The sequence below is a fragment of the Myroides sp. A21 genome, from assembly GCF_000807225.1.
Taxonomy (GTDB): Bacteria; Bacteroidota; Bacteroidia; order Flavobacteriales; family Flavobacteriaceae; genus Flavobacterium; species Flavobacterium odoratimimum.
Window position 1 is genome coordinate 533,065 of the sequence record NZ_CP010327.1, and the last position, 26,145, is coordinate 559,209.

Sequence of the window (26,145 nt, forward strand, 5' to 3'; positions counted from 1 at the left end):
TACTATGGGAATGATTGGAAACCTGCTTCGAGTAAGTCAAGAAGAACTAACAAGCTATGTACAGGATAGCAATTTATTTGAAGAAAGAATCTACAAAGATTACGATGAGAACGATATAGATGAAGCTCTGGTAGATATAGACAAGTCTTGGGAAGCTATTGCTTTTTTATTTGCAAACAATGTAGATGACTACTTAGAACATCCATTAGCTATGGCAATATTTGGTTCACATACTTTAGATGAGAATCAGGATATAGGATATGGTCCTGCTCGTTTTGTTACAACAGAACAAGTCAAAGAAATACACAATCTACTGACTCAACTATCAAATGAAGAATTGAGAAAGAGGTTCTCTCCTCAAAAACTTAATGAAGAAGAAATATATCCTTCATTTTGGTCAGAAGCAGATAAAGAAGAAATATGGGAATACCTATCTGCTAACATCAATACAATACGAGAGATTTATAGTACTGCAGCAAAAAACAATGAGGCTGTAATTACATTTATCAATTAAACTAAAAAAGCCTACTAAGTATTCTATTAGTAGGCTTCTTTAATTATTTCTTATCAATACATTTTACTAGTGATTCAAAAGCTTTAGTATCTATTTTTAGCTTCTTAAAGTCTGGTTCTTCAGGATCCAAAGCATTCATAGATTGATATATCCCATCTCGCTGAGGCTGTATAATAAACCACGACACTACACTTTCTACCATCTGTTGTTGTTTAGGATTATCAGATAGATTATTTCGAACATACGCCTTAATAATCACAGTCCCCCCAGTGGTATCTTCTATTCTTACATAATAATCCTTGTTAGGGTATTCGAAGTCGCTATCCTTTATTATTTTAGCTAATTGTACATTACAATCTCGCTTCACCACACTTGTTTTCTCTTTTGCGAATACACTTATACTACATACCAAAAGAAATATAGTTAAATAACTTCTTATATCTTTTCTCTTCGCCATAAATCTCCAATTTTTATTTCTAACAAAGTAATCATAATTACTATAAGAAACGCTAAAAATTGACATTCATTATTTATAACATTCATTTTTAACACATTGTAGTCTATAAAAAAAACACTTCAATGATAATAATGAAATATTACACAACAACAACCTAAACCCACTCCGAAAGATGTACAATTCTTATCATTTACAGAAAAATACATTTTAATCAATATATTCTCTTTCTTAGTAAAAAAACAACCTTTTCTAATGTTCACTTTATAATTAAACAAACAAGGCCACTAACTCTTGTCAGTGACCTTGTTCTACATATTTTTATTATCTATTAATCCTCTTTACTCCCATCATCAGCCATTCGGACAATCTTAGGCGTAAACATCGCTACTACATCGACTAACTCTCCCTGTGCAGCCATCACCTGATGAATATCTTTATAAGCCATAGGAGCTTCATCTTTACCTGCTCCTATTAACTCTACACCATGATCTGACAATACTGCTTTTATATCAGCTGCTTTCAGAGTCTTGATAGCTTGTGTTCTGCTCATCTGACGTCCTGCTCCATGTGAAGCAGAGTTTAAAGCTTCCTCTTCTCCTTTACCTCTCACTAAGAATCCTGGCGCAGTCATAGAGCCTGGTATAATCCCCATCACTCCTTTACTCGCAGGAGTAGCTCCTTTACGATGTACAATAACCTCTCTACCTTGGTACATCTCCTTCCACGCAAAATTATGGTGATTCTCCACTTTGGCTAATACCTCAGCACCTATTGCTTTAGTTAGTTTATCATGAATGACCTCATGACAAGCTGAAGCATAATCCCCTGCCAAGTTCATCATCGCCCAATACTCTTGTCCTGCTTCTGAGTTTAGATCAAGGTAAGCCAAGTTTTTTGCTTCATAAGGTAACTTACAGATATCTTTAGCGATTTGCGTATATCTACCTGCTATAGTCGCTCCCATTCCACGAGATCCTGAATGTGTTAGTAAAGCTAAGTAAGTCCCTTTATCTATATTCAATACCTCATCTCTCTCCATGAACTCCATCAATCCCCATTCTACAAAGTGATTACCTCCACCTGAAGACCCCAGTTGTTCCCAAGCTTTATCTTGTAAGTTCTTAATAAATGGGTTTAGATTAAACTCTCCTCTATCTAAGACATCATGTTGTGCTTTATATTGTCCTTGGAATCCATGCCCTGCTCCAAACTTAGTATGCTTAACCAACTGTTCTTTCAATAAGTCTTCCATACCGTAGAACTCCACACCTTTAATATCAAAAATAGACAACGCCATTCTACACCCAATATCTACTCCTACACCATAAGGTATCACAGCATTCTCAGTAGCTAATACTCCTCCGATAGGTAATCCATATCCTTGATGTGCATCAGGCATTAACGCACCTGCTACAGCCACAGGTAGCTTTACCGCAGTTTGCATCTGCTTAATCGCTCCGTCTTCTATATGATCAGCACCGTATACTGTATACCCTACAGCCTCCTCTCTCAGTGGAATAACCTCTTCTTCTACACGTTGTCCCACGCCTTCTATAATAGCGGTAGCCAACTTCCCAAATACCTTATCGTTTAAGTAATCTTCTGCATTAGTAAGCACTGCTTTATAATGTGCTAACATCTCCACCTTCGTATAACCTGTTCTTTTCTTATTCGCTTTTAGAGCAATACCCAATAACTCTGTTTGTGGGTATCCTAAAACAATTAAATCATTTCCATTAATCGGTGTATTATCTTTCATAGTTTCTCAATTTACAGTCAACGGTTTACGCTGTGAACTGTAAACCGTCCACCGTTAACCAATTAACTAATTAACTAATTCTTAAAATATTTTATATAAGCTGTATTGTGATACTCCTCTTTTGTTTCATAAGCAATGAGTACCTTAGCCTGTTTACTTGTTTTATCTATTGTTGTTACTCCTCGTGTTGTTAAGAACACCAACTGTCCATCTTTTGTTTCTTCAATATTGGTCAATGGTTTAAACTCCTCTGTGATTGGGTAAGTTGCTAATTCTTTACCTTGAAAGTCTAATACAAACACCATAGTCATAGTGTACCCAATAAGATGCTCTCCTGATTTGTGCCAATTCACAATTTCTTCTGTTGAACCATAACTCCATTGCTCTTCACCTGTCTTAGCATTTAGCCCTATTAGAGCTTGAGCATCACTATCTGATTTGCGCACTTGTACTACATAAGTTTTTCCATATAGTGCTGTATTACTATCAGCATTAGTCGCTAACCTAGAGTATTCTTTAGACTGATATCTCCATTTATAAATAGACAAGTTGTCTTTAAAATTATTCTTTGGATCCATAATATCGTCATTGTCTCCCTTCACATCAGCATTCTCATTAAAGGGAATAGCATAGAACATACCGTCTTCTTCTCCAAAGTACAACGTTTCTCCATCACTACGCATCTGTGCGTATAACGGGCTGTCAAATGTGATACCGTCATACATGCCATAGCTCGTACCAGTTCCTTTCAGTGAATACTTGTTTAAGTAAATACCCGAATTAACGAATACCATCTCTTGACATAGAACCGGTTGAGAAAGATTGTACTTCGTCTCTATCCCTTCTATTTTATATTCACTACCATCTGTTTTATTAATCACATAGAAGTAAGGATCATTTCCTCCACCTATACTGACCATATACACCTTGTCTTGATACTGTAGAGGTTGACTCATAAAGTAAGGCTCTCCTCTGTCGGCTGCATTACTGCCTTCGTCGCCTACAGCCATATCCATTACACCAGTCTGAGGAGCTGTGAATACCCACTTCTCTTTCCCTGTCAAGAAATCTAAAGCGACTAACTTTCCACTCTCAAAAGGCATATACAACGTATTCTCATCAAAAGTGAACTTGTTTCTGTTTGCGCCTTCATCTTGTGCAGAAGTGTATTCCCACACTACTTTTTTATTATCTAAGTCAAAGTTGACTACCTTGCCACTAGAACTGAACACAACAGTCTGATTAGATACATTAACAACAGTATCTTGCGTCTGTTTATTCTGACACCCAAAAAAGGCAAATAGCGCTGTAAGTGATACTAAGAGTTTTTTCATATTGTTTTGTTGTTTTTAAACTGCTCGCAAATATATTATTTTTCACAATTCACTAAGCAGTGAATTAACTCACTTATTCAATAAAATCCTCTTATCTTTATCGTTCTATTCTCAGAATGAATGAAAGAACCCCGTCTATATGTTGACTTCAATGAAATGATAGATTTCAACATAGTACTACTCTCCCAAACGGACTATAAAACTGACTCCTTAGGTAACGTTATTTACAGGAAGGCAACAATGTACTAATCTATATGGATGATTCTGATGAATATGGCACTCCTGATAACTTACTCGCGGAAGGTATTGCTATCCTTAACCCAATACCTAACCACATTGCTAAATGGTGTTGCTTAATCAACGACAAGGGTATTTATCATGAGTCAGTTCTATAATACTTAACCATCTATCACGCTTATTTAGAATTGAGACACAATATCTTGCGCCTCTACAAAACCGCTAGTCATTCACCCATACAACTCCTCTCTTATCTCTACCAATACCTTTTCTGCCCTATCAAGGTCAGGTCGATTAGGCAAAGGCGAATCTACATACAGTCGTTCTACTTCTTCTTGTAACTCTGTTACCTTATCTAACAATTCTTCATAGCTATAATGTCCGGACTTTATCTTGAGCAATTCTTCTCTATACGGACTGCGTACTATAACTATACCCGTCATAAAGATGTCTCGCACAGTGAGCATCAGCCTGACCGTATGCATCATATTCTTACTGTCGTATCCACCAGCATGGCTCATTGTTGTCACATACCTTGCCTCGTTACGCTTTTCTACCCAATCCCAATACTCTTTGTACTTCTTGCAATGTGTAGAGTAATCATCTGCCTTGCACAGCAAATAAGCTGTTAGCTCTTCACCTTTAGCCACACTGCTCAGACTTACTTCATTCGAATTGTCATAACGCACTATCCCTTTATACCCCTTATCTCCTACCTTATCACAAAATAGTGCATAAAGCTCTTTTTGAGAAGACAGCTTGACCAATCCACATTGCCCTTGTGCTATCTCTTTCTTGTTGAGCCAATCTCTTAACGACATAGTTTGCACCCCCTCTAAGACATAACAGAAGTCGAGCAACTCTTTTCGCTCCTGACCCATTGGGTTAAACACTTTCTTATTTAATCCCTTAGCTTTCTTCACTTGACTCATTGCATATCCAGCAAAAGTATCTTTAGACAACTTAGACAGATAATCTCTCATCACTATCTTATCCATTACGGGATGCTTATACAGCACCATCTCATCAGGTGTAGCTAACAGTTCCAGTATATTAGGGTTATTCTTACTCAACAACTCTATAAAACGCCCTATCTCATAATACACGATATCATTAGTCTCATTGCTGATCTGTGGAAGGTAATCCATACCGTAAAACTGTTCTTTAGGCAAGTAATACACTCCTCTTATATCCGTATCCGAATCTTTAGTTGCTAAGCCATATGCCCTACTCCCACTTATACATTCGAACAGGAGCAATCCTCTGTCTTTCATCTCTGTTATTGTCATTGTCTTACCTCCTTTCTAAAAAACCTATTTACCAATTCATTGTCAAAACTTCCCTTGCTCTTTACCACTGTAACCTTAGACAAACTCTCATACAAGTCATACACATAGTCCTTTAACCTCGCATCCCAAGTGTACCAGTCCTTCTCAGTCAAGCCTTCTTTCTCTTTTATCAATAAGAGTATGTATGCAGTAAGCTTATCATCATTAACCACCTTTAGCAAGGGCTTAAACTCCATAGGTGCTATCCTATTAAACTCTACATTCCACTTAGCAGACAATAGTGCTCTAAGGATATAGAACAGTGTCTTGTACTTCACCTGCTCATCCGTATGCTCCAACAACATCTTCTTTGCTAAGCCCAGATAATGATGTGTATGTGTCTGTTGGCAATAATAGTCATGGCTCAATGCCCACATTGCTACTCTAAACCCTTCTGCCTCTTTATAAACAATAGGCGATTGTAACCACTCAAACACTGTTGTATTAGACTTAATTAGCAATACCAATACCTTCTTGATATCCCAAGCATTAAAGTCCCATACCTCATCTATCGGCATATCTATAAAATCACTTGTATCTACCACACTCAAATAATTATCTATCTTCTGCTTATAAACCAATCGAACATCGTAATCACTGTCCTCAGAAGCAAAACCCCAAGCTCTACTTCCTGACTCACACGCATACAATACTTCTATGTTATGTGACTCTTCTATTTCTTTTATCTTTTTTAATATTATCTCTTTCATAGCATTTTATCTTATTGATTCCTCACAAAACTACTTATTCACCTTTCATGCTTTTTTTGAAGTGACTATAATGAACTCATTTGACTCATTATAGTCGCTTTTGGTATCAAAAAGTGGGACAAGAAGAATGGCTTATGGTTATTGTTTTACAGTGAGTCAAGACGCAAGAAATTGAATCTCTACAACACCATTAACTGTCAACTAATTAACCTCATCACATTAGCCGAATCAATAGCCCATTTAGCATCGTACACCTCATCTGCTGCTTCTACTGAATACACAATGTTCATTCCTTGTGCTTGAGCCTTAATCATTAACAAATCTGCTACTTTCGTTTTGGCTTCTAACTTCTTTAAGAATATGTTTAATGTTTTGCTATCCAATGACTGTATATTTTGTCCACCGAATGCCATCTCTAACCATATAATCTCTCCTTTCTCAACATCCAACACCCCAAATACCAATCCTTTTGTCAAGCTATTTGTCACACGTACTTGGTGAATTACAGCTGACGGATCGTACGCTACGCCCTTATTGTTTGATACAGTCATCGGATACTTAGCATCCATCCACCCTACTACCAAGTTTGGCGTTATAGCTCCATTACTATAAGCATTGCTTGTAAAAGTTACATACTTCGTCTTTGCTCTTCTCAATGCTTGCACATCTATGTTTATATACTCGGCAGTACCTATCTGATTAGGAATACTTCTGATATCTCCACTATGCTGACATCCTAATGGCGACAAGCTGTAATAACTACACACTTCTACCTTATCTGTATAAGCGATATGACAGCTCAAATCCATATCTAAATGTTGAGCAGGCAAACCTGCCCCCCACTGCATAAACAATCTTACCTCATGTCCTTCTAATGGAAACTTAGTCCCCATTAACGCTACAGGCAAGTCTTGAACATTATCTGCTCTATCCCCTATTGCTAAAGGAATGTTATACAAATCCTCGCTGATATAGATTGTTTTATTCTCATTCTTTTGCATTGCAAATCGACGCATCACTTCTGTCAACACAAAAGACTCTATCTTACCCACCATTGCTTTTAATGTAGCCTCATCATACGCTTTTACCCATTGATTCACAGCTATCACTTTATTCACTCCACCTAATGGCTTCATTACTCTACTGGCAGTTGGGTCAAAATACGTATCTGCATACATATTCAACGTCAATAACAACCTCATTGGTACTTTATCTACCACCTTAGCAAAGTGTTCTAAAGTAACGTCGTCACCAAAACACAACATACTTGAAAACAATGAACGAGCGAATAACCCAGGACGCGACTTTAGCAATGCAAAAGCGCGGTCTGCATCCATCTTTAATCTGTAGTGTTCTATTCTACCTGCTGTCACAGTATAGATTTGATTATAGAATACATCTAATAACTCTGTTAATTGTTCAAACCCCGTTCTCTTGCTGTATTCAGCTAAACGCAAGGCTCTGATGAAACGGATCCACATACCGCGTTTAGGGTGCATATTCTCACACATCAACTCGATATCCATCGCCATCTCGTTTAACCAAGTAGCCACCATTAATGCTTCTTTTCTCGAATACTTTAACTTCAAGTTTTCTTTCACATCTTCTTTCGCTCTATTACTCGAATCTAACCTCATCTTAAAATGAGCGTGATTCTTCGCTTGACGAGCGATAATAGTCTTTGGCAGTATCAATTGTAAGAAACCTGTTTTCTTATACCACAAGTATCTCATGATATCTGTTGGGCTTTTTAACAACGCTCCCGCCTTAGCTATCTCACCTGCCTCTACATAACAGTCGATTAACAACATCAATGTCTCCTTCATCTTCACCTCTGCCGCAGGCAAAGGATATACTGCCAACAACATTTTTAACGAGTCTATCTGCGTCGCATCCAAAGCAGTATTAGCCTTAATCAAACCTTCTAAATAAGTAGTTGCCTCTTGATCTTGCCATAAGTCCAATACCTTCATTTTACTACCTCCACCATACAACTTTAATTGTTCAAACTCAAATGGCGTCCCACAGAATGGACATCCGTTATATCGTTCTAAGGGAAAGGTCTTTTTAGGAATCTTATGTCCACAACTTAACGTCTCATCATTAGAAGTACCAAACCAATTTGCCATATAAGTAATATAATGGTCTAAGTCTGTTTCTCCTGTTGGTATTAACCAATCTTTCACTAACGGAGTCCAATTGTGCTTGGTTCCTAATATACCTTGCAAAGTGTTATAAATAACTTGGTATGTTTCAGAATCAACGTATTTTAACGCATTCAACAACTCTTCACTCAACCCAAATCCAAGCTTTCTCACATTCTCTACAAAAGAGAATACTTCTTTATTAAACGTTACAGTTATAGCTGTATCTGCAACATAAATAGCTTGATTTCTAATCGCTACTCTTAATACATTTGTTTTCATAATTATTAAATTTAATCAGGTAAGGGCAGGTTTGATACAAGGGAAATGTTTAGAAGTAAAACCTACTTGACCTCAATTACTAATCTTTATTTTGAGCTTTTATTAGGTCGCTCTAACCTATCATTCTTTTGTTAAATCAGGTAAGGGTGGGCTTATTAGCTATCCAAAAGTGTAAAGAAGTAAAACCCACTTGACCTTGATTATTATTGTGAAACAGACAGGAATCGAACCTGCATCTTGGAGTCCCTCAGTGGAGTAAATCACACTTGACCTTTTGGTAATTGCATAATTACTATACTCCACGTTTTACCTAATTAAACTACTACCTCTTTACCATCCACTGTTAACAGTCAACCGTAAACTATCTTGAAAACACCTCTTTCAATTGTTTCAAGACATTACCGCCACCAGACAAGCTGATTTCTCCTACTTTATCAGCGATCTTTTCGATGTATTCCATTTCTTTTAATCGCATTAGCATTTCGTTCTCTTCCATCAACTTCGCTGTGTTTAACAAGCTACGTGTAGCAGCTGTCTCTTCTCTACGCGTGATCATATTTGCCTGAGCTTTTTTCTCGGCGATCAACACCTGATTCATGATCTCTCTGATATCCCCTGGTAAGATGATATCTTTGATACCACAGTTTTTTACTTCGATACCTAAAGATGCTATTTCTTCTTTCACCCCATTCAAGATTTCAGAAGACAAGTTCTCTTTGCTCTCCATCAATTCATCAAAAGACATTCTACCGACTTTCTCTCTTAACATCAATTGCACTACATTATACATCTGTTTCTCCACCTCCTTGTTGTCCACATAGGCATTCAACAAATCTTGTACTTGGTACACCAAATTGAAGTTGATACGCAACTGTACTTTGTCTTTCGTCAATATCTCTTGCCCATTCATATCCATCACTTGCTGACGTATATCGACAAGGATGATTTGTACCTTGATATCGTTTTTCCAATATCTGTATTCACCAGCATTCAAGACCTCTTGGAACTGCCCATCCACGAATAACAATCCTTTCTCATTAGCCCCTACCGTGTACATTCTCACGAAGTTTGACATATTGCCTTTCCCCATGATATTACGAGCGATAGTCTTGTCCACTTCTAATCCATCTATAGTATACCGCTCAAAAGAGTACTCAGTCGCAGCCTTCCAATAGATATGTCTACCAGCACCTAATACTACATTAAACACTTTGTTTTTATACACCAATACCACTTCATTATCCATCACGTCGATCACCTCTAACATTCCTCTTAACTCTGTATTTAATAACAGAGCTTCTATATCTCTACGCATACCGAAGTACTCAGACATATTGTATTCCATCACCTCTTTCTCACCCCATAACCAGTATTCACCAGCAGTATATACTCTCTGTAATTCTCCTTGTTTAAACACTAAGGCAACGTGATTTGTTTTTACTTGTAACTTTTTCATAGCTGTATATTTTTAATATTTTACGTCTTTATCATAAAGAACAGTCTAAATAGCCTTCACTTATCTCAGGCGGAAAAAGAAGTAAACTGTACAATAGAATAGCTTGTGTATAGTCCTGAATGTCTCACTGAGCAAGTCATCCACCCTATATCATCCCTTATCCCTCTTCTACAGCATAGCTTGTTTTTACAGGCTTTGATAAGTTGTCTTTTATTCTCTTAGTCTAAGACTGTATGAAGAAAAGACAGAAACACTATTTAACTGAACCTTTTTTATATGGAGAGGATTTTTAATGAAGTTCCTCTTCTTCTCCAAAATTGCTTAAAAGGCAATTGTTCTGATCTAACCGCTAATCTATATTACCCTGAGGTAATAGTAGGATTCGAACCTACGACATGAACATTTTACTAATCCCATATTAGTTGTTCTTCTGATTACAAACAGGATAAGGTAAACTACTGCCCCTTACTTCTGCGCTATACTGAAACGCTTCCAAGGTTTGTATCTTTCGAACAGTACAAAGATGCATACCTACCTACGCAATCAAATTGCGCACTAATAAATATTTGTAAAACTTTTTATTAACCACTAAATATCAGCTAATTACAATTATAAATAATTCAAACAAAAAACAACTACGCAATTATACTGCGTACATAAAGAGAAGAATAAGTATATTTGATTAAGAAAAATAACATAAAACGCATGGCAACGAACAAATTAGCACTATTGCGCTACCGAATTATTGATGAATGTCTACGAAACAGATTCAGAAAATGGACACTGAATGACCTCATCGAGAAGGTAGCTGATGCCCTATACGAATACGAAGGTATAGACACTGGTATCAGCAAGCGTACGATACAGCTCGACATACAAGCAATGCGTAGTGATAGCCTTGGATATAACGCTCCTATCATCGTAGTAGATAGAAAATATTATACCTATGAGGATGCTAACTACAGCATCAAAAACTCTCCTATCAACGATGCAGATACAGAAAAGCTAAAAGAAGTAGTCGCTATCCTGAAACACCTCAACGGATTCAGTCAAGTAGATGAGATGAGTGAAGTCATTGCGAAGTTGGATAACAGTTTACTGACCCGTAGTACGAAAGCGCCTAACTATATACAAATGGAGGGCAATAGTTTGCTAAAGGGAATTAAATTTATCAGTCCTTTATATGATGCCATTAAGAATAAACAAACCCTACTAATAGAATACAAATCTTTCAAGTCTAAAGAAGCTACTAAGAATATCTACTATCCATACTTATTAAAAGAGTATCGCAACAGGTGGTTTGTAGTCGTGCGCAGTAGTAGCCATAAACATTTACTGACATTGGCACTTGACCGTATCATCAATGTATATGCCTTAGCAAACGAACCTTATAAAGAATATGAAGGAGTAGACTTTGACCGATATTATAATGATACCCTTGGAGTAACTAAGACAGAACAAGATCGAGCTCAGAAGGTAATACTATGGGTGAATGCCTATAATATGCCTTACGTAAAGACCAAACCCCTACACCACTCTCAGCAAGTATTAGAAGAAGATGAGACAGGTATGAAGATACGCATAGATGTGGTTCTTAACTTCGAACTCGAGAGAGAAATACTTGGCTTCGGTGAAACGCTGAAAGTCATCGCTCCTAAGATATTACAAAAACGAATAATGAAGCGAGTGATGAAAATGAATGAACAGTATATGCCCCCAACAGAAAAAGAAGAAATTTAAAAGAATACTTTCTAAATTAAGTAACTTCGTCACTTATTATTTTGAATGAACAAACCCCCATACCTAATGGACAAACAACAAATAGAAGAAATATTCAATATGACTTTTGCAGGGTTAGCCCTATTCTATCGCGACTGTGAACTAAGTCAAGAGTTAATCGATAAATATCATATTGGGCAGATTATACAAGAATGCGGTTTCACAGATGCTACTTATAAAGGAGGCGGACTTACTACCAACTTGCGTTACCTTATCGCCTCTGCTCATGCTAAAGATGTAGCAGCTCTTGTTCCTCAGATGGAAGAATACGGATTAGTAATGATACAGTCAGGCGCTTACTATAAAGTATTGGATATTCACACTATTGATAATAAAACACAAATTGTATTACTGCATATTGCTGAAGAAACCAAAGAATTCTTTGCGACCAACTCTTCTAATATAGAAGAGCAGATTGTACAGAAAGCAAGAGAAGGATTTGAACTTAAACTACACACTCAACCTATCCCTTGCTTACAAACAGAAGAATGGATAGACAGAACAGCTCTTCCTATGGGAATGAGTGATACAGGAGAATTCTTTATATAATAATTCTCTTATTAAAATATACTGAGAGCTTAGGTAATTCATATTATCTAGGCTTTTTACTTTAATACTCATTCATTTCAAAAAATAATAATCGCAAATGATTATGAATCACTCACATAAAATCATGTAACTTTGTATTCTCAAAAAAGAAAGCACTTCCTATGACCAAAAGAATATTATTGTTTATAATTATTATAGGTTCAATATTAGGTATTTTCTTATTTATACATCATAATAACACCTCTCCTGATCATTCTTATTTTAAAAGAATAGTAGTCCAACAAGATACAATAAACATCAATATTGACTTTAATAGGATTCAACTCAATGAAGAAGATTTTATAGAAGCTATCCCTACATTTAACAATAGAAACAAAGAATATCTACAACAAGATTATAATTCTGACACAAGTCTTGTACAAGAATACATCACCTTTCATTTAGAAGAATTACAGAGAGAAGAGCTAGCGTCATTGGGGATAAATAACCTATCCAAAGAAGGAAATACTATCTTATATCAAAAACTCAAACTAGTTCATATTTGGTTGTATCCAGTAGATGAGCTAAACAAAAAGTATTATTTAGTATTTGACTACAGTATTGGTAAAGAATACGCAGATGCCGTAATTGTGATAAGAACAGACTTACAGGGTCATTTGATAGATATTAATTGGGAAAGTTAAATCCTTATATTAATGCTCTAATAAATACCACTATTTACTAAATTCAATAGAAGCTTAGAAGCCTCATCTCTACCATACAAGAATAAACAGAGTTACAAAATATCTAAAAACCAAAAGCCATAGTGTAATATTTCCTTTTGATGACATTGTTTAGGGGCATCATAGGTCTTATAGACCATCTCACCTACTTCAAAAGGAACAGGCTTTTTAAACATTGGCCCGTCATAGACAAAGGTATGAAACTCGCCATTCTCTCCACAAGGATCAACTCCATCAGGCAAATCTTCTATAAACTGCTTATCTATCGTACGTCCAACAAAGCTTTTGTCGAGATATTGCTCATTGACACAAACGACAATTGTTTTCAAACCACAGTCTACCATTTCGTGAATTAATGCTGTTGTATCTCTATTCCACAGTGGAAATACGCCTGTGATTCCTAACCTTGCTAGCTGTGCCTCTCTAAACGTTTTTAAGTCTTCTAAGAGAATATCTCCATAAATACTATCCAATATACCTACACGCTTATACTCTTCCAATTGAGTCATTATAATAGCTTCATACTCCTGTAGAGAGAGCTTTTCATGAAGGTGTACTATATCTAAAGAGATTCCTATGCATTCTGCTTGTCGTTTTAATACTTCTTCTCTTATCCCATGCATAGATACCCGCCCGAAATGTTCATTAACAGTAGTCATTAGACGCACTACTTCTAACTCATTACTTTGTTGTATCTGATATAAGGCATAAGCAGCATCCTTCCCACTACTCCAGTTTAAAAAAGCATTCTTCATTATTTCGTTATTTTTTGGTCAAAACAAGATATAAAAAAACGGTCTCACTACTGTGAAACCGTTCTATATTTATTTTATCAAGAATTATATCTCTCTATTAGGATCGAATGCTTCTAATATTTGAGCCACTCTCTGTACGAACTGTCCTCCTAATGCTCCATCTACTACTCTATGGTCATAGCTGTGAGATAAGAACATTTTCTGACGGATACCGATAAAGTCTCCTTCTGGAGTTTCGATAACAGCAGGTACTTTACGGATAGCTCCTAATGCAAGGATACCTACCTCTGGTTGGTTGATAATTGGCGTACCGAATACACTTCCAAAAGTACCAACGTTAGTTACTGTATACGTACTACCTTGAGTATCGTCTGGTTTTAATTTACCAGCTTTAGCACGATTACCTAAGTCATTAACCGCTTTAGCCATACCTACTAAGTTTAACTGATCAGCATTTTTAATTACTGGTACAATTAAGTTTCCGTTTGGTAATGCAGCAGCCATACCTAAGTTAATATTTTTCTTCTTAATGATATAATCACCTTCTACAGAGATATTCATTCCAGGGAAGTCTTTTAATGCCTTCGCTACAGCCTCCATAAAGATAGGTGTGAACGTAAGTTTCTCTCCTTCTCTCTTCTCGAATGAATTCTTCACTTTATTTCTCCAGTTCACAATATTCGTCACATCTACTTCGATGAATGACTGTACGTGAGCAGAAGTCTGTACAGACTTCACCATATATCCTGAGATCAGCTTACGCATACGGTCCATCTCTACGATTTCGTCAGCACCGTTTACAGATACTGGAGCTGCTTTAGAAGCAGTTTGAGCCGCTGGAGCAGGAGTAGCCTTTGGCGTTTCTACTTTTACAGCTGCAGCTTGAGGTTGGTTTCCTCTATTTTTAATATAATCTAAGATATCATTCTTAGTTACTCTTCCATCTTTACCAGTACCCGCTATCGCTTCTAATTCAGCTACAGATACCCCTTCTTCTTTAGCTATATTTTTAACTAATGGAGAAAAGAACTTATCAGAGTCTGAAAAATCAACAGGCGTAGCTACTGTATCTTGTGCTACTGCTACAGTCTCCGCTACAGCTTTTGCCTCTGCAGGTGCACTGCTTGCTGCTGGAGCTGATGCAGGAACATCACCTTCTGTTTCTATGATTGCGATTGTTTGTCCTACTTGAACAACATCATCTACTTGGAATAAAATCTCTACTAAAGTTCCTTCAACCTCTGATGGAACCTCACTATCAACTTTGTCTGTAGCAATTTCTAATACTGTTTCATCAGCGTCAATATGATCCCCTACATTCTTCAACCAGTTTGTAATTGTTGCCTCTGCAACACTCTCTCCCATTTTGGGTAATTTCAATTCGAACTTTGCCATATTTATAACCTAAGGTTGTGTTTTCTTATACAAATTACAAATTTAATAATATTTCAGACTTTTTACAGCCATTTATAAAATTATCATTCTATCAAAAACTATACTTCTCTATCCTTATTTCTCTCATTACATCTATTTAAATAATCCATTTTTACATATTTTCTTTTGAATTTTATTCCAAACTACGCAATTCATTTTTTTAAATAAAAATGTCGTATTAAGTCAAAAAAGCTCTTCTCATAAGGATACTTCGTGAAATATACAAAAAAACAAAGCACCAAAAACTTTCTTCAATATTAAAACTTTGCAAAATAAAAAAACCGACCATCACTGGTCGGTTTTTCTTATCTCTAAAAATAATATTTTTTATTATTTGATAGTATTACGTTTACGATCTGTCTCTTTTAAGAAGATTTTTCTTAAACGTAATGACTTAGGAGTCACCTCAACGTATTCATCTTTTTGGATGTACTCTAATGCTTCCTCTAATGAGAATTTGATAGCTGGAACAATTCTAGCTTTATCATCAGCACCTGAAGAACGTACGTTAGATAGTTTTTTCGTTTTAGTAACGTTAACAGTCATATCATCACTACGTGTATTCTCACCGATTACCTGTCCTTCATAGATATCCTCGTTAGGATCAACGAAGAATTTACCACGGTCTTGTAACTTATCGATAGAATAAGGAATAGCCTTACCATTCTCCATAGAAATTAATGAACCATTGTTACGTCCAGCGATTTCTCCTTTGTATGGTTGGTATTCTAAGAAACGGTGTGACATAATAGCCTCACCAGCAGTAGCTGTTAATAACTGGTTTCTTAAACCGATAATACCTCTAGAAGGAATTAAGAATTTAATAATCATACGATCACCTTTAGGCTCCATACTTAACATCTCACCTTTTTTCAAAGTAACATATTCTACAGCACGTCCAGATAAGTTCTCAGGAATATCAATAGTTAATTCTTCTATCGGCTCACATTTAACACCATCAACTTCTTTGATGATTACCTGTGGTTGTCCGATTTGTAATTCGTATCCTTCACGACGCATTGTCTCGATCAATACAGATAAGTGCAATACACCACGTCCGAATACCATAAATTTATCAGCACTATCCGTTTCGTTTACACGTAGAGCTAAGTTTTTCTCTAACTCTTTAGCTAAACGATCTTTGATGTGTCTAGATGTAACGTATTTACCTTCTTTACCGAAGAATGGAGAGTCATTAATAGTAAATAACATACTCATTGTTGGCTCATCGATAGTGATAGTTGGTAATGCTTCTGGGTTTTCGAAGTCAGCGATTACGTCACCGATCTCAAATCCTTCGATACCTACTACAGCACAGATATCACCTGCGTGTACTTCAGATACTTTTTTACGTCCTAATCCTTCAAAAGTATGAACCTCTTTAATTTTAGATTTAACAGTTTTACCGTCTCTCTTAATTAAAGAAACATTCATTCCCTCTTTTAAAATACCTCTATGTAAACGACCAATAGCAATACGTCCTGTAAATGTAGAGTAATCTAAAGATGTGATTAACATCTGAGGAGTACCTTCATTCATTTTAGCAGCTGGAATATGCTCTAAAACCATATCTAATAATGGTTCGAAAGAGTCTGTTGGTTTTTTCCAATCATCAGACATCCAGTTGTTTTTAGCAGAACCATATACAGCTGGGAAATCCATCTGCCATTCTTCTGCTCCAAGTTCAAACATTAAGTCAAACACTTTCTCGTGTACTTCCTCTGGAGTACAGTTTTCTTTGTCTACTTTGTTAACAACCACACATGGTTTTAAACCTAAACTAATCGCCTTTTGAAGTACGAAACGAGTTTGAGGCATTGGTCCCTCAAAAGCATCTACAATCAAAAGAACACCATCAGCCATATTTAAAACACGTTCTACCTCTCCTCCGAAATCCGCGTGACCTGGAGTATCGATAATGTTAATTTTTGTTCCTTTATAGCTTACCGAAACGTTCTTAGAAGTAATAGTAATACCTCTTTCTCTTTCGATATCTTCGTTGTCTAAAATCAACTCTCCTGATGTTTCATTCTCACGAAATAATTGACAGTGGTGTAAAATTTTATCAACCATAGTAGTTTTACCGTGGTCAACGTGTGCTATAATAGCAATATTCCTAATTGGTGTCATATAGGGATTTTAAAATTAGAATTTCTTTCTCGCTGCAAATATATTCATTTAAAAATGAATAGTATCAACAAAAAAAGCTCTCAGTATTGAGAGCTTGATATTTTTTACTTACAAACCAAATCGTTGTCTCTATAATACTATAAAGCAGCAACGTGTTTTGTTAATTTTGATTTCAAGTTAGAAGCTTTGTTGTCATGAATGATATTTTTCTTAGCTAATTTATCAATCATAGAAACAACTACAGGTAATTTAGCAGCAGCATCTTTTTGATCTTCGATCAAACGTAAAGCTTTGATAGCATTACGAGTTGTTTTGTGCTGATATCTGTTTAATACTCTTTTCTTTTCGTTACTTCTAATTCTTTTTAAAGCTGACTTATGATTTGCCATTTCTTAAATATTTTATTAAGTCTATACTATTTTTCTCTTGTAGTCCGTAGGGGAATCGAACCCCTGTTACCAGGATGAAAACCTGGCGTCCTAACCCCTAGACGAACGGACCAATTAATTGTAATAAATAAAATTCTCAAAAAGAGAATCTGTAGTCCGTAGGGGAATCGAACCCCTGTTACCAGGATGAAAACCTGGCGTCCTAACCCCTAGACGAACGGACCAATAATTGTAATATATAAATCCCCAAAAGAATATCTGTAGTCCGTAGGGGAATCGAACCCCTGTTACCAGGATGAAAACCTGGCGTCCTAACCCCTAGACGAACGGACCAATAATTATAATCTATAAACTCTCAAAAAGAGAATCTGTAGTCCGTAGGGGAATCGAACCCCTGTTACCAGGATGAAAACCTGGCGTCCTAACCCCTAGACGAACGGACCAATAATTATTTATATATTTTTTAGTCAAAGAACTTTTGTAGTCCGTAGGGGAATCGAACCCCTGTTACCAGGATGAAAACCTGGCGTCCTAACCCCTAGACGAACGGACCAATTTGCATTAGATAAATCCTCTTTAAAGAGAACTCTGTAGTCCGTAGGGGAATCGAACCCCTGTTACCAGGATGAAAACCTGGCGTCCTAACCCCTAGACGAACGGACCATTTGTTTCTCTAATGCGGATGCAAAACTACAATAAATTTTTTATCCCGCAAGAGAAAAACAAAAAAAAATGAAATTAATATGCTTTTGCAAATAATACTCTACCCTTAGAAGGCTTGCCTGTTAGCACACATATTCCCTCTTCCTCTTTTCTATCAATTGGAATACAGCGAATTGTAGCTTTTGTAAGGTCTTTGATCTTTTCTTCTGTCTCAACAGTACCATCCCAGTGTGCAGAAATAAATCCTCCCTTACCTTCTAGCACTTCTTTAAATTCTTCAAAAGAATTCACCTCAGTGATATGCTCAGCTCTATAATCGTAAGCTTTCTTAAATAAGTTACTTTGGATAGTCTCTAATAGATCTTGGATATATTCTACGATACCCTCTTTAGACACCACCTCTTTAGTAAGCGTATCACGACGTGCAACTTCGAAAGTTCCATTCTCTAGATCTTTAGGCCCTACAGCTACACGCACAGGCACTCCTTTTAGTTCGTACTCAGCAAATTTCCATCCTGGCTTATATGCTGTACGATCATCAAATTTGAAAGAAATATTTAATTTCTTAAATCTATCTGTAATCTTTTTCACTTCCTCACGAATAGCATCTAACTGCTCGTCAGTTTTATGAATAGGTACGATAACTACTTGTATAGGTGCTAAGTTTGGTGGCAATACTAAACCATTGTCATCAGAGTGAGTCATGATTAATGCTCCCATCAGACGAGTACTCACTCCCCATGATGTAGCCCATACGTGCTCTTGTTTCCCTTCTTGTGAAGTAAACTTAACATCAAATGCCTTAGCAAAGTTTTGTCCTAAGAAATGTGATGTACCCGCTTGTAATGCTTTACCATCTTGCATTAGTGCCTCAATACAGTAAGTCTCAATAGCTCCTGCGAAACGCTCATTCTCTGTTTTGAATCCTTTTACTACCGGAATAGCCATAAAGTTCTCTGCAAAGTCTGCATATACGTCTAACATTTGTTCTGCCTCTGCCACAGCTTCTTTCTCAGTAGCATGCGCAGTATGACCTTCTTGCCATAAAAACTCAGCTGTTCTTAAGAATAGACGAGTTCTCATTTCCCAACGAACTACGTTCGCCCATTGATTCACTAAGATTGGTAAGTCACGGTATGACTCAATCCACTTTCTATATGTATCCCAAATAATTGTTTCTGATGTAGGACGTACGATTAACTCCTCCTCTAACTTAGCATCTGGATCTACCTCTATCGTTTTTCCGTCTTCTCCTGTTTTTAATCGGTAATGAGTTACAACTGCACACTCCTTAGCAAATCCATCTACGTGACTTGCCTCCTTACTAAAATAAGATTTGGGGATAAACAAGGGGAAATAAGCATTTTGGTGACCAGTTTCTTTAAATTTCTTGTCTAACTCTGCTTGCATCTTCTCCCAGATAGCATACCCGTAAGGCTTGATAACCATACATCCACGTACACCTGAATTCTCTGCCAAATCTGCTTTGACAACTAATTCATTGTACCATTTAGAGTAGTCCTCACTTCTTTTAGTAATATTCTTGCTCATTTTTAATATATTAGCAGTTAAAATTGTTTAACTCTTAATTAACTATAATAATTCCACAAAACTAACTAAATTTGTTTTGACCGACAATTAAAAAAACAACGAAATGAAAACAATTATCCAAACTTCTAGATTATTAAGCAAATTAGGTATGTTTTTGCTTATAGGAGGATTAACTGTTTCTTGTGGTTCGTATTATAATACCTCTTATCACGATGGTATATATAGTCAAGGTGAGAATACTCAACAATATCGCAACAATCAAAATCCTGACGCTAATTACTATGCGGAGTATTTCAAGTCAAAAAGTGACGAGTTTGAATATTTCACTGATGTAAATCAATATACTTCACCAGTCAATGACAGTGTTATTCAACACAAACCGAAACAAGCTGTATCTTACGGCTCTTGGGGTACTGAGCCTAGCAGTGTAAGTATTAATTACTATAATAATAGTTACGGATACCCTTACTATGGATATGGTGGCTATGGTTATCCATACTATGGCAGTTATTGGGGTGGTTATTACGATCCTTTCTATAGCCCATACTATTGGGGTGGTGGATTTGGTATGAGCTTCGGTTGGGGCTGGGGCGGTGGATACTATGGTCGTCCATGGGGTGGCTATTATGGCTATCCTTATTATGGAGGATACTACTCACACAGACCTAATTACTACTATAATAATGTAGCTTATCCTACAGGAGGAAGATCTAGCTACACTAGATCATCATACAACTCTAACAACGGATATAGAGGGAATAGCAACTCTGCCTATACAAGAAGTAGCTACTCTGGAAGAAGTAATAGTAACTACTCTAATAGCAGTAGATCGAGTTATAGCAGATCAAGCTACCAAACGAATAATAGAGGAAACAGCAACTCAGGTTATAACAACAACTCTAGAAGTTCTTACTCAAGATCTTCTTACGGTACTAGTTCATATAACAACGCTCGTTATAACAATAACTCTTCTAATAATAGCAATAGCAACTATAATAATAACTCCAGAAGTTCTTATTCACGTAGCAGCTACTCTACCCCTTCTTCTTCATACTCGCGCAGTAGTGGAAGTAGTTACAGTGGAGGATCTAGAAGCTCTTCTAGCGGTGGAGGTAGTTCACGCAGTAGTTACAGTAGATAATATATAAGTAAACAAGACAGAAAAAATGAACAAGTATTTTTATACATTAGTAAGTTCTATCTTACTATCCGCAGCAGCCTATGCTCAAGAAACTGCACCTACAGATGTCATGAGATATAATCAATCAGATCTAAATGGTACAGCTCGTTTTAGAGGAATGAGTGGAGCTTTTGGTGCAGTAGGGGGAGATTTATCTGCCACGAATATTAACCCGGCAGGGGGAGCTATATTTAATTATAATACAGCAGCTTTCAGTTTATCTTATTTAGCTAGAAACAATAAAGCTAACTACTATGGTAATAATACGTCAAAAAACTATGATGGTCTAGACTTAGGTCAGATGGGAGCAGTATTTGTTTTTAACAACTACAATGACAACGCTACGATGAAAAAGTTCACGATAGGACTTAACTATGAGAGCACTAAGAATCTAAGAAACGACATCTTATTCAGAGGAACGAATACACACAATAGTTTAGGAGACTATTTCCTAAACATGGCTAATGGAGCTAAAGTACCCCATGGTATCGCACAACCACAAGCTAACTCTGCAGAGCAAGCCTATATGTATGCTGGTCATAATGGAGGGTTCGTAGGACAACAAACCTACTTAGCACACGAAGCATGGTTAATCAATAAAGGTACACAAGACGGAACATATACAGCGAACTATAATCAAAATAGTCAGTATAACCAAGCTAGAACATTTAGCAACAGCGGGTTCACAAACAAGTTTGCAGCTAACTTTGCAGCACAACTTGGGCAACGATTCTACGTAGGAGCAAACCTGAATATTCACGTAGTAGATTACACTCAGAGCAGCCTTGCTCAGGAGACTATCGCTACACCAGGAGGAAAAGGATCTATTCAGTCAATGAGTTACTTTAATGAAGTCTATACTTATGGGACAGGATTCTCATTTAATATAGGAGCTATTGGACAGATTACGGAATCTTTAAGAGCAGGTCTGGCATACGAGTCACCTACTTGGTACTCTCTAAAGGATGAATTAATCCAAGGGCTTTCTACATCTCGTGTAGGTGAGAATAATGCTGTAGTAGATCCTAGAGTAGTGAATGTATTCGATCGTTATAGACTGAGAACCCCTTCTAAATACACAGGGAGTTTAGCTTATATCTTTAAAGATAAAGGACTGATTAGTGTAGATTATACATTCAAAGATTATAGCAATAACGAGTTCAGACCTACAGGTAATGATACTTACTACGGCTTAAACCAAGGAATCAATACCATGATGACAGGAGCAAGTGAAGTACGTGTCGGAGGAGAATACATTATCAAGCAAGTAAGCTTAAGAGCTGGATATCGCTTCGAGCAGAGTCCTTATAAGAAGGATTATAAAATGTATAGTGACCTAAATGGCTACTCTGCAGGTATCGGATATACTTTCGGTAGTTCTCGTTTAGACTTGTCTTATTCTAGAACTTCACAGTCTTATAATTCTTACTTAGTTGATACTACAGGTATAAATCCTTATAAGCCTGCTAATATTAAAACGACAGATAACTTTGTAAGTTTGACATACAACATTAATTTCTAATTAGATTAGAAGTTTAAGTACTTAATCTCTTTATCGGATAAACTGATAAAGAGATTTTTTTATTATACCTTTGCAGTTCGATTTTTATAAAAATAATAATAAGCAAATAATGAAGTATATTTTTAAACTTTTCGCTGCAATATGCTTGCTTGCTACTGCTACAAGTTTTGCTCAAGAAGGTGTAACTACTCCTCTGCGTTATACAGATTCTAACAAAGGTAAATTCTACATTTACTGGGGAGGTAACCGCGGTACTTTCAGTAATTCTGACATTCGATTTAGAGGTGATGACTATGACTTCATCTTACAGAATGTAGAAGCATCTGACAAACCTAAAGGATGGCATATCGACTACCTTAACCCTACTCGTATGACTATTCCACAAACGAACTTAAGAGTAGGTTACTTTATCACTGATAAATATAATATCTCTTTAGGAGTTGATCACATGAAATATGTAATGGATCAAAACCAAACAGTAGGTATCTTAGGATACTACCCTGGTCAAGGTTCTTACGGAGAAACTATCCCTGGACACCCTAACCAAGTAAATCTAACTGAAGATTTCTTAATGTTCGAACACACAGACGGATTAAACTATATCAACGTAGAGTTAAACCGTGTGGATGACATCTCTAAACTTTTTGGAGTATGGAACACAGATAAAGTTCAGATCAACTTAACTGAAGGTGTTGGAGCTGGTATTGTATTCCCAAAAACAAATACTACTTTATTAGGTAAAGAAAGATATGACGAATTCCACGTTTCTGGATTTGGTCTATCAGCTAAAGCAGGTCTTAACGTGACTTTCTTTAAACACTTCTTCGTTCAAGCAGAGTTAAAAGGTGGATACATTGATATGTATGATGTACGTACTACAGCTAGCAAATCAGATAGAGCTATGCACAACTTCTGGTTCGGAGAAACAATCATCGTATTCGGTGGTATCTTTAGATTATAATAAAGACACATAAACAAACAATATACCGAGAGGCTATCATTTATTCGATAGCCTCTTTTTTATTCTCATCATTTACCACACATACCGTATAAATAGAACCTCAGCACTATTTGTTCGTTTAGACCCCCTACTTTATCTCATGATATAGTCCAAAACGAAGACTAAATTTATTCTTCTTCATTTTCTCTTTTACTTCTATTTATTGATCTATTTCGCCCCTTAAGAATCGTTTTATAGTAATTTATCCCCTTTATTTTACTCCTTTTTTACTCAAAACCAGTTTTCCCCCTACTATCACTATCCTTTTCTTATAAAAAATTATATCTTTTTTATACTCATATCGAGAACAAATAACAATAAAAACCTAAATATCAAATCATTACTAAAAAACACCCTTTTATTACCATTCAACCTTAACACCTCACTATCCTACTAAAAACAAGCCTTCATACCTATTCCTTCAACACTTCTTCAACATTTCCCCAAGATTGCTCTAGTTTAAAGCACTTTTCTTGAAGGAACATTGAAGAGGTGTTGTCGCAATATTGAAGGGGTAAATATTATTCTTAAGAAACAGGACTCTTCAAAATCTTTAGGTGTTTCGTAAACACCTAAAATTAAAAGACAACGATGGCGCTGTACAATCAAATCTTATCTCTTACATCGATTGATTTATATCCCTCATAAAATCAAGGTTCTAAAACAGAATGCTTATAATTAGACTACTAGATTCACATAATTATACTAAAGCGCTTAGTTTGTAGCTAAAAAAAATGTAATTTTGCAGTCCAATTTTTTTAAATCAATGAGAACCAAAACTTTAAAAAAGAATAAAATCAACGTAATTACTTTAGGTTGTTCAAAAAACGTTTACGATAGTGAAGTGTTAATGGGACAATTAAAAGCAAGTGGAAAAGAGGTAACACATGAGGCTGCTAATGATGAAGCTAATATTGTGGTGATCAACACTTGTGGTTTTATTAATAACGCAAAAGCGGAATCAGTAAACACAATCTTAGAATACGTAGAGAAAAAAGAGGAAGGTATTGTTGACAAGGTCTTCGTTACTGGATGTTTATCTGAGCGATACAGACCTGATTTAGAAGCTGAAATCCCTAATGTAGATCAATACTTTGGTACGACAGATTTACCTTTGTTATTAAAAGCATTAGGAGCTGACTATAAACACGAATTATTAGGAGAGCGTCTGACGACTACTCCTAAAAACTACGCTTACCTTAAAATCGCTGAAGGATGTGACCGTCCTTGTAGCTTCTGTGCTATCCCTTTAATGAGAGGAGCACACGTATCTCAACCTATCGAGAAATTAGTAAAAGAAGCTGAGGGATTAGCTAAAAACGGAGTAAAAGAGTTAATCTTGATCGCTCAAGATTTGACTTACTACGGATTAGATTTATACAAAAAGAGAAACTTAGCAGAGCTATTAGAGAACTTAGCGAAAGTAGAAGGTATCGAATGGATCCGTCTTCACTATGCATTCCCTACAGGATTCCCTATGGATGTATTAGAACTAATGAAGAGAGAACCTAAGATCTGTAACTACCTAGACATCCCTCTACAACATATCTCTGACAATATCTTAAAGTCTATGCGCCGTGGTACTACACAAGCGAAGACTACTAAGCTATTAAAAGAGTTTAGAGAAGCTGTACCAGGTATGGCTATTCGTACGACATTGATCGTAGGATACCCAGGAGAAACAGAAGAAGACTTCCAAATCTTAAAAGATTGGGTACAAGAAATGAAGTTTGAACGCTTAGGATGTTTTACTTACTCTCATGAAGAAAACACACATGCTTATTTACTAGAAGACGATGTTCCAGAGGAAGTAAAACAAGCTCGTGCAAACGAAATCATGGAAATCCAAGCACAAATCTCTTTTGATCTAAACCAAGAGAAGATAGGACAGACATTCCGTTGTATCATTGATAGAAAAGAAGGTACTGAGTTTATAGGACGTACTGAGTTCGATAGCCCAGACGTAGATAACGAGGTAAGAATAGACGCTACTAAACACTATCTGAAAATAGGTGAATATGCAGATATCCACATCGATAGTGCTTATGAGTTTGACTTATTCGGTACACCAGTAAAATAATATTTAAAAGCTGTTCTTCACTGAACAGCTTTTTTTGTACCTTTCTTTTAGAATCTAAAAAATTATTTAATCATACCGTCTCTGGCTTCTCTCCTATCAAGGCGTTTATTTTAGTTTGTTTACACAACAATAATATTAAGGTAAAGTTGACAATACATAAAACATTCATC

The 26,145-nt window shown here is 36.3% G+C and carries 20 protein-coding genes and 7 tRNA genes; 8 read left to right on the top strand and 19 right to left on the bottom strand.

Annotation, left to right across the window (positions count from 1 at the left end; genetic code table 11):
• The first annotated feature begins 4 nt into the window (after positions 1–4).
• The gene (locus MYRA21_RS02510; protein WP_006260335.1) at positions 5–514 is read left to right on the top strand and encodes a YfbM family protein; all 510 of its coding nucleotides are present in this window, start codon (positions 5–7) and stop codon (positions 512–514) included.
• Positions 515–557: 43 nt separating this feature from the next.
• On the opposite strand, the gene MYRA21_RS02515 is transcribed toward MYRA21_RS02510, so the two are convergent.
• The 8 genes from MYRA21_RS02515 to MYRA21_RS02545 form a co-directional block, all read right to left on the bottom strand.
• Positions 558–971: a hypothetical protein gene (locus tag MYRA21_RS02515; RefSeq protein ID WP_006260336.1), complete on the bottom strand. Its 414-nt coding sequence runs from the start codon at positions 969–971 to the stop codon at positions 558–560.
• Positions 972–1,299: 328 nt separating this feature from the next.
• Positions 1,300–2,730, bottom strand: coding sequence for an RtcB family protein (locus MYRA21_RS02520; RefSeq protein ID WP_006260337.1), 1,431 nt, complete (start codon positions 2,728–2,730; stop codon positions 1,300–1,302).
• 74 nt (positions 2,731–2,804) lie between these two features.
• Positions 2,805–4,064: a PQQ-binding-like beta-propeller repeat protein gene (locus MYRA21_RS02525; protein WP_006260338.1), complete on the bottom strand. Its 1,260-nt coding sequence runs from the start codon at positions 4,062–4,064 to the stop codon at positions 2,805–2,807.
• Positions 4,065–4,531: 467 nt separating this feature from the next.
• Entirely contained in the window at positions 4,532–5,590 is a 1,059-nt protein-coding gene (locus MYRA21_RS02530) for a DNA polymerase beta superfamily protein (protein ID WP_006266982.1), read from the bottom strand.
• Positions 5,587–6,339, bottom strand: a complete 753-nt coding sequence (locus MYRA21_RS02535; RefSeq protein WP_006260341.1) for a nucleotidyltransferase domain-containing protein — start codon at positions 6,337–6,339, stop codon at positions 5,587–5,589. Before MYRA21_RS02535 ends, MYRA21_RS02530 begins: the two co-directional genes overlap by 4 nt.
• A gap of 197 nt (positions 6,340–6,536) precedes the next feature.
• Positions 6,537–8,765 carry a hypothetical protein gene (locus MYRA21_RS02540; protein WP_006260342.1) on the bottom strand — a complete coding sequence of 743 codons (2,229 nt, stop codon included), beginning with the start codon at positions 8,763–8,765 and terminating at the stop codon, positions 6,537–6,539.
• A gap of 209 nt (positions 8,766–8,974) precedes the next feature.
• Positions 8,975–9,094, bottom strand: a tRNA-OTHER gene (locus tag MYRA21_RS19040).
• Between the two features lie 32 nt (positions 9,095–9,126).
• Positions 9,127–10,221 (bottom strand): slipin family protein, encoded by a 1,095-nt coding sequence (locus MYRA21_RS02545; RefSeq protein ID WP_006260343.1) that lies wholly within the window; start codon positions 10,219–10,221, stop codon positions 9,127–9,129.
• A 705-nt stretch (positions 10,222–10,926) separates the two neighbouring features.
• On the opposite strand from MYRA21_RS02545, the gene MYRA21_RS02550 reads away from it, so the two are divergent.
• The 3 genes from MYRA21_RS02550 (at position 10,927) to MYRA21_RS02560 (ending at position 13,232) form a co-directional block, all read left to right on the top strand.
• On the top strand, positions 10,927–11,961 hold the full coding sequence (locus MYRA21_RS02550; RefSeq protein ID WP_006260344.1) for a YafY family protein: 1,035 nt from the start codon (positions 10,927–10,929) through the stop codon (positions 11,959–11,961).
• A gap of 66 nt (positions 11,962–12,027) precedes the next feature.
• Positions 12,028–12,549 carry a hypothetical protein gene (locus MYRA21_RS02555; protein ID WP_006260345.1) on the top strand — a complete coding sequence of 174 codons (522 nt, stop codon included), beginning with the start codon at positions 12,028–12,030 and terminating at the stop codon, positions 12,547–12,549.
• A gap of 161 nt (positions 12,550–12,710) precedes the next feature.
• Positions 12,711–13,232, top strand: coding sequence for a DUF2004 domain-containing protein (locus tag MYRA21_RS02560; protein ID WP_006260346.1), 522 nt, complete (start codon positions 12,711–12,713; stop codon positions 13,230–13,232).
• Between the two features lie 92 nt (positions 13,233–13,324).
• Here MYRA21_RS02560 and MYRA21_RS02565 read toward each other — a convergent pair whose 3' ends face one another.
• From MYRA21_RS02565 to proS, 11 genes are all read right to left on the bottom strand, one after another.
• The gene (locus tag MYRA21_RS02565; RefSeq protein ID WP_006260347.1) at positions 13,325–14,026 is read right to left on the bottom strand and encodes a diphthine--ammonia ligase; all 702 of its coding nucleotides are present in this window, start codon (positions 14,024–14,026) and stop codon (positions 13,325–13,327) included.
• Positions 14,027–14,110: 84 nt separating this feature from the next.
• A complete protein-coding gene (locus MYRA21_RS02570; RefSeq protein ID WP_006260348.1) occupies positions 14,111–15,421 on the bottom strand; it encodes a dihydrolipoamide acetyltransferase family protein in 1,311 nt (436 codons plus the stop codon).
• Positions 15,422–15,790: 369 nt separating this feature from the next.
• Positions 15,791–17,590 carry a translational GTPase TypA gene (typA, locus tag MYRA21_RS02575; protein WP_006260349.1) on the bottom strand — a complete coding sequence of 600 codons (1,800 nt, stop codon included), beginning with the start codon at positions 17,588–17,590 and terminating at the stop codon, positions 15,791–15,793.
• Positions 17,591–17,727: 137 nt separating this feature from the next.
• Entirely contained in the window at positions 17,728–17,979 is a 252-nt protein-coding gene (gene rpsT / locus MYRA21_RS02580; RefSeq protein WP_006260350.1) for a 30S ribosomal protein S20, read from the bottom strand.
• Positions 17,980–18,019: 40 nt separating this feature from the next.
• Positions 18,020–18,091, bottom strand: a tRNA-Glu gene (locus tag MYRA21_RS02585).
• Positions 18,092–18,131: 40 nt separating this feature from the next.
• Positions 18,132–18,203 (bottom strand) — tRNA-Glu (locus MYRA21_RS02590).
• Positions 18,204–18,240: 37 nt separating this feature from the next.
• Positions 18,241–18,312: transfer RNA gene (locus MYRA21_RS02595), tRNA-Glu, on the bottom strand.
• A 38-nt stretch (positions 18,313–18,350) separates the two neighbouring features.
• A tRNA-Glu gene (locus MYRA21_RS02600) sits at positions 18,351–18,422 on the bottom strand.
• 38 nt (positions 18,423–18,460) lie between these two features.
• Positions 18,461–18,532, bottom strand: a tRNA-Glu gene (locus MYRA21_RS02605).
• 38 nt (positions 18,533–18,570) lie between these two features.
• Positions 18,571–18,642, bottom strand: a tRNA-Glu gene (locus tag MYRA21_RS02610).
• A gap of 75 nt (positions 18,643–18,717) precedes the next feature.
• Positions 18,718–20,193: a proline--tRNA ligase gene (proS, locus tag MYRA21_RS02615; protein ID WP_006260351.1), complete on the bottom strand. Its 1,476-nt coding sequence runs from the start codon at positions 20,191–20,193 to the stop codon at positions 18,718–18,720.
• Between the two features lie 103 nt (positions 20,194–20,296).
• On the opposite strand from proS, the gene MYRA21_RS02620 reads away from it, so the two are divergent.
• From MYRA21_RS02620 to rimO, 4 genes are all read left to right on the top strand, one after another.
• The gene (locus tag MYRA21_RS02620; RefSeq protein WP_006260352.1) at positions 20,297–21,334 is read left to right on the top strand and encodes a hypothetical protein; all 1,038 of its coding nucleotides are present in this window, start codon (positions 20,297–20,299) and stop codon (positions 21,332–21,334) included.
• Positions 21,335–21,359: 25 nt separating this feature from the next.
• Positions 21,360–22,895 (top strand): OmpP1/FadL family transporter, encoded by a 1,536-nt coding sequence (locus MYRA21_RS02625; RefSeq protein WP_006260353.1) that lies wholly within the window; start codon positions 21,360–21,362, stop codon positions 22,893–22,895.
• Between the two features lie 109 nt (positions 22,896–23,004).
• Positions 23,005–23,856, top strand: coding sequence for a membrane protein (locus tag MYRA21_RS02630; RefSeq protein WP_006260354.1), 852 nt, complete (start codon positions 23,005–23,007; stop codon positions 23,854–23,856).
• Between the two features lie 805 nt (positions 23,857–24,661).
• Entirely contained in the window at positions 24,662–25,975 is a 1,314-nt protein-coding gene (gene rimO / locus MYRA21_RS02635) for a 30S ribosomal protein S12 methylthiotransferase RimO (RefSeq protein ID WP_006260355.1), read from the top strand.
• Positions 25,976–26,145: the final 170 nt, after the last annotated feature.

Coding starts and splice junctions, on each gene's coding strand:
- MYRA21_RS02510 (WP_006260335.1), top strand. CDS start 5: ATGGGAATGATTGGAAACCTGCTTCGAGTAAGTCAAGAAGAACTAACA.
- MYRA21_RS02515 (WP_006260336.1), bottom strand. CDS start 971: ATGGCGAAGAGAAAAGATATAAGAAGTTATTTAACTATATTTCTTTTG.
- MYRA21_RS02520 (WP_006260337.1), bottom strand. CDS start 2,730: ATGAAAGATAATACACCGATTAATGGAAATGATTTAATTGTTTTAGGA.
- MYRA21_RS02525 (WP_006260338.1), bottom strand. CDS start 4,064: ATGAAAAAACTCTTAGTATCACTTACAGCGCTATTTGCCTTTTTTGGG.
- MYRA21_RS02530 (WP_006266982.1), bottom strand. CDS start 5,590: ATGACAATAACAGAGATGAAAGACAGAGGATTGCTCCTGTTCGAATGT.
- MYRA21_RS02535 (WP_006260341.1), bottom strand. CDS start 6,339: ATGAAAGAGATAATATTAAAAAAGATAAAAGAAATAGAAGAGTCACAT.
- MYRA21_RS02540 (WP_006260342.1), bottom strand. CDS start 8,765: ATGAAAACAAATGTATTAAGAGTAGCGATTAGAAATCAAGCTATTTAT.
- MYRA21_RS02545 (WP_006260343.1), bottom strand. CDS start 10,221: ATGAAAAAGTTACAAGTAAAAACAAATCACGTTGCCTTAGTGTTTAAA.
- MYRA21_RS02550 (WP_006260344.1), top strand. CDS start 10,927: ATGGCAACGAACAAATTAGCACTATTGCGCTACCGAATTATTGATGAA.
- MYRA21_RS02555 (WP_006260345.1), top strand. CDS start 12,028: ATGGACAAACAACAAATAGAAGAAATATTCAATATGACTTTTGCAGGG.
- MYRA21_RS02560 (WP_006260346.1), top strand. CDS start 12,711: ATGACCAAAAGAATATTATTGTTTATAATTATTATAGGTTCAATATTA.
- MYRA21_RS02565 (WP_006260347.1), bottom strand. CDS start 14,026: ATGAAGAATGCTTTTTTAAACTGGAGTAGTGGGAAGGATGCTGCTTAT.
- MYRA21_RS02570 (WP_006260348.1), bottom strand. CDS start 15,421: ATGGCAAAGTTCGAATTGAAATTACCCAAAATGGGAGAGAGTGTTGCA.
- typA (WP_006260349.1), bottom strand. CDS start 17,590: ATGACACCAATTAGGAATATTGCTATTATAGCACACGTTGACCACGGT.
- rpsT (WP_006260350.1), bottom strand. CDS start 17,979: ATGGCAAATCATAAGTCAGCTTTAAAAAGAATTAGAAGTAACGAAAAG.
- proS (WP_006260351.1), bottom strand. CDS start 20,193: ATGAGCAAGAATATTACTAAAAGAAGTGAGGACTACTCTAAATGGTAC.
- MYRA21_RS02620 (WP_006260352.1), top strand. CDS start 20,297: ATGAAAACAATTATCCAAACTTCTAGATTATTAAGCAAATTAGGTATG.
- MYRA21_RS02625 (WP_006260353.1), top strand. CDS start 21,360: ATGAACAAGTATTTTTATACATTAGTAAGTTCTATCTTACTATCCGCA.
- MYRA21_RS02630 (WP_006260354.1), top strand. CDS start 23,005: ATGAAGTATATTTTTAAACTTTTCGCTGCAATATGCTTGCTTGCTACT.
- rimO (WP_006260355.1), top strand. CDS start 24,662: ATGAGAACCAAAACTTTAAAAAAGAATAAAATCAACGTAATTACTTTA.